Source organism: Sphingobium estronivorans, from assembly GCF_008692605.1.
Classification (GTDB): Bacteria; Pseudomonadota; Alphaproteobacteria; order Sphingomonadales; family Sphingomonadaceae; genus Sphingobium; species Sphingobium estronivorans.
On record NZ_LFCT01000026.1, the window covers coordinates 82,362 to 88,818 of the forward strand.

Here is a 6,457-nt window from a genome sequence, read left to right on the forward strand (position 1 = left end):
CCTTAGTGCATCGCGACCGCTTGCCCCTTGGGCAAGGGACGCAGGAACAGGACGAGCGGCATGACGGCGACGATGCCGCATGCCAGCATCGTGAAAATGTCATTATAGGTCATGATGAGGGCTTCCCGCTGGATCGTACCCGCCAGTGAGCGCAGCGCCGCGTCAGGGCCGCCCAACGCATGGCTGAGGCTGCCGATATAATCCTGAACCTGGACGCTGTTGGCGCTCAGGCTCTCCTCGATGCGGCGGCTGTGGAACCAGGTGCGCTGATCCTGAATGGTGGCGATTCCCGCCAGCGCCAGCGATCCGCCGAGATTACGGACCGTGTTGAACAGCCCGGCCGCGTCGCCCGCATTTTCCCGCGGGACCGAAGCGATCGCGGCCTGGTTGAGGAACAGGAAGCCAAAGACGCTGCCGACGCCGCGCAGCAGTTGCGATTCGATGAAATCATGGCCGACGGCCTGGTTGGTCAGCACCGTGTCGATCCAGCAACTTGTCGCCATCACCATCAGGCCGATGCTGACCGCGATGCGGATGTCCAGATGCCGGATCAGCAGCGGCGTCAGGGGCATCAGCATCAGGCTGGGAATACCTGACAGCAGCACGATCCGGCCCGACTGCAAGGCGTCATAATCGGCAATCGCGGCCAAAAACTGCGGAATGACGAAGGCGGTGCCATAGAGCATCATGCCCATCACCACGCCCATCATCGCCACCGCGCCGAATTGCCGGTCGAGCAGCAGTTTCAGGCGGATGACCGGCCTTTTGGCCAGAACCTGGCCGGTGAACAGCGAAATGAAGCCGACCCCCGATACCAGCGAGAGCATGACGATTTCCCGGCTCTGGAACCATTGTTCGCGCTGGCCCTCCTCCAGCACGACGGTGAGGCCGCCCAGACCCAGCGCCATGCCGACGATTCCCAGCCAGTCGGCTTGCCAGAATTCGCGCCATTGCGGCCTCTGGTGCGGCATCGTCACCAGCAGCAGGGTCGTCAACAGGATGCCGATCGGCAGGTTGATGAAGAAGGCATAGTGCCAGCTGATATTTTCCGTCAGCCATCCGCCGATCAGCGGCCCCAGCACCGGCCCGAGGATCGCGGTGACACCGAACATCGCATTGCCGATCGGCTGTTGGGACCGGGGCAGGCGCGTGGCGATGATCGTCATGGCGGTGGGGATCATCGCGCCGCCGGTAAAGCCCTGTCCGACGCGGCCGATGATCATGGTCGTCAGATTTTCCGCGACGCCGCAGAGCATCGAAAAGCTGGTGAACAGGAAGGCCGCGATCAGCAGGAGGGTGCGCAACCCCAATAATCGTTCAAGCCATGCCGCGAGCGGAATGATGATGATTTCCGCGACCAGATAGGCTGTCGCGATCCAGGTGCCTTCCGCGCCGCTGGCACCGATTTCGCCCTGTATCGTGGGCAGGGCGGAATTGACGATGGACACGTCCAGCGTGGCCATCATCGCGCCCAGGCTGCCTGCCGCGACCGCCAGCCAGGCGGCGGCGTCGGCGCGTTCGGATATCGGACGGGCCGGGGCGGCGAGGGTGGCGCTCATCGGTTGGACCGGGCGTTATGCCGCTCCTGCTCGCGGCGGATTTGCGCGGCGGCGTTCCTGGCCGAGCGGGTGTCGACCGACACTTCGACGGACATGCCCGGAACCAGCAGCTTGCGGGTTTCGGGGCCGGCGTTGATGGCGATGCGGACGGGAACGCGCTGAACGATCTTGGTGAAATTGCCGGTGGCATTCTGCGGCGGCAGGACGGAAAATTGCGCGCCGGTGCCGGGCGCGAAGCTGGCCACCCGTCCCGACAGCTCGATGCCGGGCAGGGCGTCGACCTCGACCTTCACGGGCTGGCCGACGCGCATCAGGCCAAGCTGGGTTTCCTTGAAATTCGCTTCGACATAGAGGCTGGCGTTCGGCACCAGCGTCATCAGGCGGGTGGCGGCCTGAACGAACTGGCCTTGACGCACGCTCTTGTTGCCGATGCGCCCGTCCACGGCGGCGCGCAGGATCGTGGCCTCCACATCGGTATTGGCGGCGGACAGCTGGGCCCGTGCGGCTTCGCCCTGCGCATTGGCCTGCTTCACCTGCGCTTCCAGGGTTGCGACCCGCTTCTGCGCGCTGGTCAGCATCGCTTGCGCGGCGGCGGCCTTGGACCTTGCCTGAACGGCCTGATTCTGAAGTTCCGACAGATGTTCCCGGGTTTCCGCGCCGCTCGCCGCCAAGGGGCGGTAACGGGCGACTTCGCTGGCCGCGAAGGCCGCGTTGGCGGTGGCGGCGGTGAGGTCCGCCTGGGCCTGGGCGATGGCGGCATGCTGCTCGGCGATCTGCGCCATGACGCCGGCGGCGTTGGCTTTGGCGACGTCGATCTGCGCGACCGACTGCGCGGCCTGCGCGCGATAGTCGCGGGGATCGATTTGGGCGAGCGGCTGGCCCGCCTTTACCTCCTGATTTTCATCGATGAAGACGCGGTCGACATAGCCCGACACCTTGGGCGCGACGGTGATCGCATCGGTCTGAATATAGGCGTCGTTGGTCGATTCCTGATATTTGCCGAAAGTTTCGAAGCGAATGAGCCACAGCACGGCGCTGACGATCATGACCAGCGCCACCAGCAGCAGAAGGAACCGCGCGCGCGGGCTTTTGAACCGGGAGGAACCGTTCCGGCCCGAGTCGTCCGCCGAGGGAGAAATAGGCGCCGTTGTGTCTGAGGACATGGGAAACTCATCAATCGCTGGGACGATCCCTATGCTCGCTCTTGCAGTATCGCGCAATACCATTTATTGAGGGTCCTCATGAATACCTCCGAGGAAAATCTCGTCGCGGACCTGTTTCGTGTCGTCACGGTGCTGCGCCGGTCCTTTGACCGGGAAATGCTGGCGCGCGGCGCCTCGCTCGCCCAGACAAAGGTCCTGATGTGCATCAAGGGGATGCCCGGGACCGCGCGCGCGACCGATATTGCCGAGATATTGGGCATTTCTCCGCGCACGGTGACCGATGCGCTGGATGGGCTGGAGCGGGAGGGGTTGATCGTGCGCGCGCCCGACCCGGAGGATCGCCGGGTCAAGAGGTTGACCGTCACCAGCGCAGGCGAAACGGCCATCGCCCTCAACGCGCCCTTGCGGCGGATGCTCAGCGAGCAGGTCATGGAGGCATTGGATCCGCCAGAACGGCAGCAGCTTCATGCTGCATTGCGGAAATTATTGGAGAGGCTATCGGAAGGCTGATCTTTGCGTCCGCCGATTTTCTCTGTTATCATCGCTTTGTCCACCGGCGCGAAAAGGCTGGAGACGATGGAGAGAGGCGATGGAGCGCATCCATTACAGCATGTGTCAGTGCAGCGTTGGTCTGCTGACCCTGTGCAGCGCGTCGGCTCTTACGTTGACGGGGACCCTTTATATCCTGCTGAGATGACCGTCCTGATCCTGGGATAGGCGTGACCGGACCCTCCGCCGCTGTGGCGCGACGGAGGCCGGTCAGGGCGACTCAATCCTTCTCGATCTGGCTGACGTCGCGCACCGCGCCGCGCGCGGCATTGGTCGTGAGCGCGGCATAGGCGCGCAGCGCGGGCGACACGTTGCGCTTGCGGCCGAAGGGCTTCCACGCCTTGCTACCGCGCGCTTCCATCTCCGCCTTGCGCTCCGCGATCGCTGCGTCATCGATGTCGAGCCTGATGATGCGGTTCGGGATGTCGATGACGATCGGATCGCCGGTATTGACCAGCGCGATCAGTCCGCCTTCCGCCGCTTCCGGCGAGACATGGCCGATGGAGAGGCCCGATGTGCCGCCCGAAAAACGACCGTCGGTGATGAGCGCGCAGGCCTTGCCCAGCCCCTTCGACTTGAGGTAGCTCGTCGGGTAGAGCATTTCCTGCATGCCCGGTCCGCCCTTCGGTCCTTCATAGCGGATGACGACCACGTCGCCCGCCTGCACCTCATTGCCCAATATGCCCGCGACCGCGGCGTCCTGGCTTTCATAGACGCGCGCCGTGCCGTGGAAGGTCAGGATGGACTCGTCCACGCCCGCGGTCTTCACGATGCAGCCTTCGGGCGCGATATTGCCGGAAAGGACCGCCAGCCCGCCATCCTTGGAGAAGGGATGCTCCGCGCTGCGGATGACGCCGCCTTCGCGGTCGGTGTCGAGTTCCTTCCAGCGGTTCGCCTGGCTGAAGGCGACCGTGGTGCGCACGCCGCCGGGCGCGGCCTTGAAAAATTCCCTTACGCTCTCGCTGCCGGTGCGGCTGATGTCCCAGCGGTCGAGCGCCTCGCTCATGGTCCGGCCGTGGACGGTGGGGAGGCTGGCGTCGATCAGCCCTGCCTTGTCGAGCTGGCCGAGGATCGCCATGATGCCGCCGGCGCGGTGGACATCCTCCATATGCACGTCCTGCTTGGCGGGCGCGACCTTGCAGAGGCAGGGAACCCTGCGAGAAAGCCGGTCGATGTCGGCCATGGTGAAATCGACCCCGCCCTCATAGGCGGCGGCGAGCAGATGGAGCACCGTGTTGGTCGATCCGCCCATGGCGATGTCCAGGCTCATGGCATTTTCGAACGCGGCGAAGCTGGCGATGGAGCGCGGCAGGACCGAGGCATCTTCCTGCTCGTACCAGCGCTTGGCGAGGTCGACGATGGTGCGCCCCGCTTCGAGGAACAGCTTTTCGCGGTCGGCATGGGTGGCGAGGGTCGATCCATTGCCGGGCAGCGACAGGCCCAGCGCTTCGGTCAGGCAGTTCATCGAATTGGCGGTGAACATGCCCGAGCAGCTGCCGCAGGTCGGGCAGGCCGAGCGCTCGATGACCGCCACTTCCTCGTCGGTATAGCTTTCGTCGGCGGCGGCGACCATGGCATCGACCAGATCGAGCGCGATGGTTGCCCCATGAATATCCGCTTTGCCGGCCTCCATCGGGCCCCCCGAGACGAAGATGGCGGGGATGTTGAGGCGCATCGCGGCCATCAGCATGCCGGGGGTGATCTTGTCGCAGTTGGAGATGCAGACGAGCGCGTCGGCCGTGTGGGCGTTGACCATATATTCGACGCTGTCGGCGATCAGGTCGCGGCTGGGCAGCGAATAGAGCATGCCGTCATGGCCCATGGCGATGCCGTCATCGACCGCGATGGTGTTGAATTCCTTGGCGACGCCGCCCGCCGCCTCGATTTCCCGCGCGACCAGTTGGCCGAGGTCCTTCAGGTGGACATGGCCCGGCACGAACTGGGTGAAGCTGTTGGCGATGGCGATGATCGGCTTGCCGAAATCCTCGTCCTTCATACCGGTCGCGCGCCAGAGGCCGCGCGCGCCCGCCATGTTGCGGCCATGGGTGCTGGTGCGGGAACGATAATGCGGCATGTGTCTGGTCTACCCTTGGCTTCTACCGGAATTTCGGACCGAGTTTACGCCCATGGAATCAGGTTGTGAAATATATTTCTCTAATCCAATAAAGTCATGATATGAATGATTGATGGATTTGCGGCAGCTCAATCATTTCATCGCGGTGGCGGAGGAATTGCATTTCGGACGCGCGGCGGAGCGGCTCGGCATGACCCAGCCGCCGCTCAGCCAGTCGATCATGGCGCTGGAGCGGGAATTGGGCGCGTCCCTTTTTGCCCGGACCAAGCGTAATGTCGCATTGACGCCCTTCGGACAGCAATGGCTGGAGCACGTCCGTCCGGCATTGGGCGCGATTGCCGAACTGGGCATAATGGCCGAACGGTTGCGGGAAGGAACGGCCGGACGGCTGGCTCTGTCCTTCGTCAGTTCCGCCGATTACAGCATCCTGCCCGCGCTGGTCCGCCGCTATGCAACGGCCTTTGGCGATGTCGAGATGACGCTGGCCGAAGCGACCAGCGACGTGCAGATCGAAGCGCTGGTGGAGGGGCGGATCGATGCGGGCATATTGATCCCGCCCGCGTCGGCCCTGCCCGCCGCGATCGCGTATCGGCCGCTGCTGCGCGAGCCTCTGGTCGCCGCTGTGCCGGACAGTTGGGCAGAGGACGGGCGGCTGGAACTCGATCAGGGCAGGCTGACGGGGGAGGGCTGGATGGATCAGCCGCTGCTGCTCTTTCCCCGCCATGTGTCGCCCACCTTCCACGACCTGATTCTCGACCATTATCGGGTCAAGGGACGCCAGCCATCGATTCGACAGCGCGCGATACAGATGCAGACGATCATCAGCCTCGTCTCGGCGGAAATGGGTCTGGCGCTGGTGCCGGCGTCGCTCCAGAATCTGGCGCGGACGGGCGTGCGCTACCTGCCGCTGGCGGGCGGGGCGCCCATGTTGGAAACCGGCCTGGCCTGGCGCCGGGCAGACGAGGCGCCAACGCTGCGCGCATTGGTCGACATTGCGCTGCAACTGGCGGAGCCGTCCGGGCCGTGATAGGCCCGGCGCTCCGCCAGTGCAGGGTTTCAATCGACGGTGAAATGCGCGGTCGTTTTCGCGGCGACTTCCTCTGCCGTCACGC

5 protein-coding genes are annotated in these 6,457 nt (G+C 64.6%); 2 read left to right on the forward strand and 3 right to left on the reverse strand.

The features are described 5' to 3' along the window. Positions 1 to 2: 2 nt before the first annotated feature. The gene (locus F7P65_RS17625) at positions 3 to 1,559 is read right to left on the reverse strand and encodes a DHA2 family efflux MFS transporter permease subunit (RefSeq protein ID WP_150294024.1); all 1,557 of its coding nucleotides are present in this window, start codon (positions 1,557 to 1,559) and stop codon (positions 3 to 5) included. Beyond that, positions 1,556 to 2,722 (reverse strand): HlyD family secretion protein, encoded by a 1,167-nt coding sequence (locus tag F7P65_RS17630; protein ID WP_150294026.1) that lies wholly within the window; start codon positions 2,720 to 2,722, stop codon positions 1,556 to 1,558. The genes F7P65_RS17625 and F7P65_RS17630 overlap by 4 nt, the downstream gene beginning before the upstream one ends. Before the next feature lie 78 nt (positions 2,723 to 2,800). Between F7P65_RS17630 and F7P65_RS17635 the strand changes: the two genes are divergently transcribed. After that, positions 2,801 to 3,232 carry a MarR family winged helix-turn-helix transcriptional regulator gene (locus F7P65_RS17635; RefSeq protein WP_150294028.1) on the forward strand — a complete coding sequence of 144 codons (432 nt, stop codon included), beginning with the start codon at positions 2,801 to 2,803 and terminating at the stop codon, positions 3,230 to 3,232. 259 nt (positions 3,233 to 3,491) lie between these two features. Here F7P65_RS17635 and ilvD read toward each other — a convergent pair whose 3' ends face one another. Further along, complete coding sequence (ilvD, locus tag F7P65_RS17645; RefSeq protein ID WP_150294030.1) at positions 3,492 to 5,345, reverse strand: dihydroxy-acid dehydratase; 1,854 nt, start codon at positions 5,343 to 5,345, stop codon at positions 3,492 to 3,494. Positions 5,346 to 5,457: 112 nt separating this feature from the next. Here ilvD and F7P65_RS17650 point away from each other — a divergent pair, with 112 nt between their 5' ends. Beyond that, positions 5,458 to 6,372: a LysR family transcriptional regulator gene (locus F7P65_RS17650; RefSeq protein ID WP_150294032.1), complete on the forward strand. Its 915-nt coding sequence runs from the start codon at positions 5,458 to 5,460 to the stop codon at positions 6,370 to 6,372. The last annotated feature ends 85 nt before the right edge of the window (positions 6,373 to 6,457 follow it).

Bases quoted from the DNA above. Each gene is read 5' to 3' on its own strand.
- F7P65_RS17625 (WP_150294024.1), bottom strand. From the start codon at position 1,559: ATGAGCGCCACCCTCGCCGCCCCGGCCCGTCCGATATCCGAACGCGCC.
- F7P65_RS17630 (WP_150294026.1), bottom strand. From the start codon at position 2,722: ATGTCCTCAGACACAACGGCGCCTATTTCTCCCTCGGCGGACGACTCG.
- F7P65_RS17635 (WP_150294028.1), top strand. From the start codon at position 2,801: ATGAATACCTCCGAGGAAAATCTCGTCGCGGACCTGTTTCGTGTCGTC.
- ilvD (WP_150294030.1), bottom strand. From the start codon at position 5,345: ATGCCGCATTATCGTTCCCGCACCAGCACCCATGGCCGCAACATGGCG.
- F7P65_RS17650 (WP_150294032.1), top strand. From the start codon at position 5,458: ATGGATTTGCGGCAGCTCAATCATTTCATCGCGGTGGCGGAGGAATTG.